The sequence below is a fragment of the Bradyrhizobium centrolobii genome, assembly GCF_001641635.1.
Lineage (GTDB): Bacteria > Pseudomonadota > Alphaproteobacteria > Rhizobiales > Xanthobacteraceae > Bradyrhizobium > Bradyrhizobium centrolobii.
On record NZ_LUUB01000046.1, the window covers coordinates 1 to 249 of the forward strand.

Consider the following 249-nt stretch of genomic DNA (forward strand, 5'->3'; position numbering starts at 1 on the left):
TGGGTCCCGGATCTGCGCCCACGCTTGTCCGGGACGACGGTGGAGTTTGTGGAGACGGCGTACTACCTCACCGTAAACTCCACCGGGATCGTAAAGCTCATCGAGCCGTTCTTGATCTCGTCCGGGATCGGCGGAAACGGCGAGGCCTGGCGGATCATCGACATGGCCTGGGATCAGCCAGTTTGGCCCGAGACCTTTCGTTGTCGCCAGCTTGACCACCGAGGTCGCCCCCACCACCAGCAGCTGACG

Annotated in this window: 1 protein-coding gene; it reads left to right on the forward strand. The window is 63.1% G+C overall.

All coding sequences use genetic code 11. From position 1 onward, the window contains the following. Positions 1 to 24: 24 nt before the first annotated feature. On the forward strand, positions 25 to 249 hold a 225-nt coding region (locus tag AYJ54_RS53980; RefSeq protein ID WP_210184079.1), incomplete at its 3' end, for a hypothetical protein.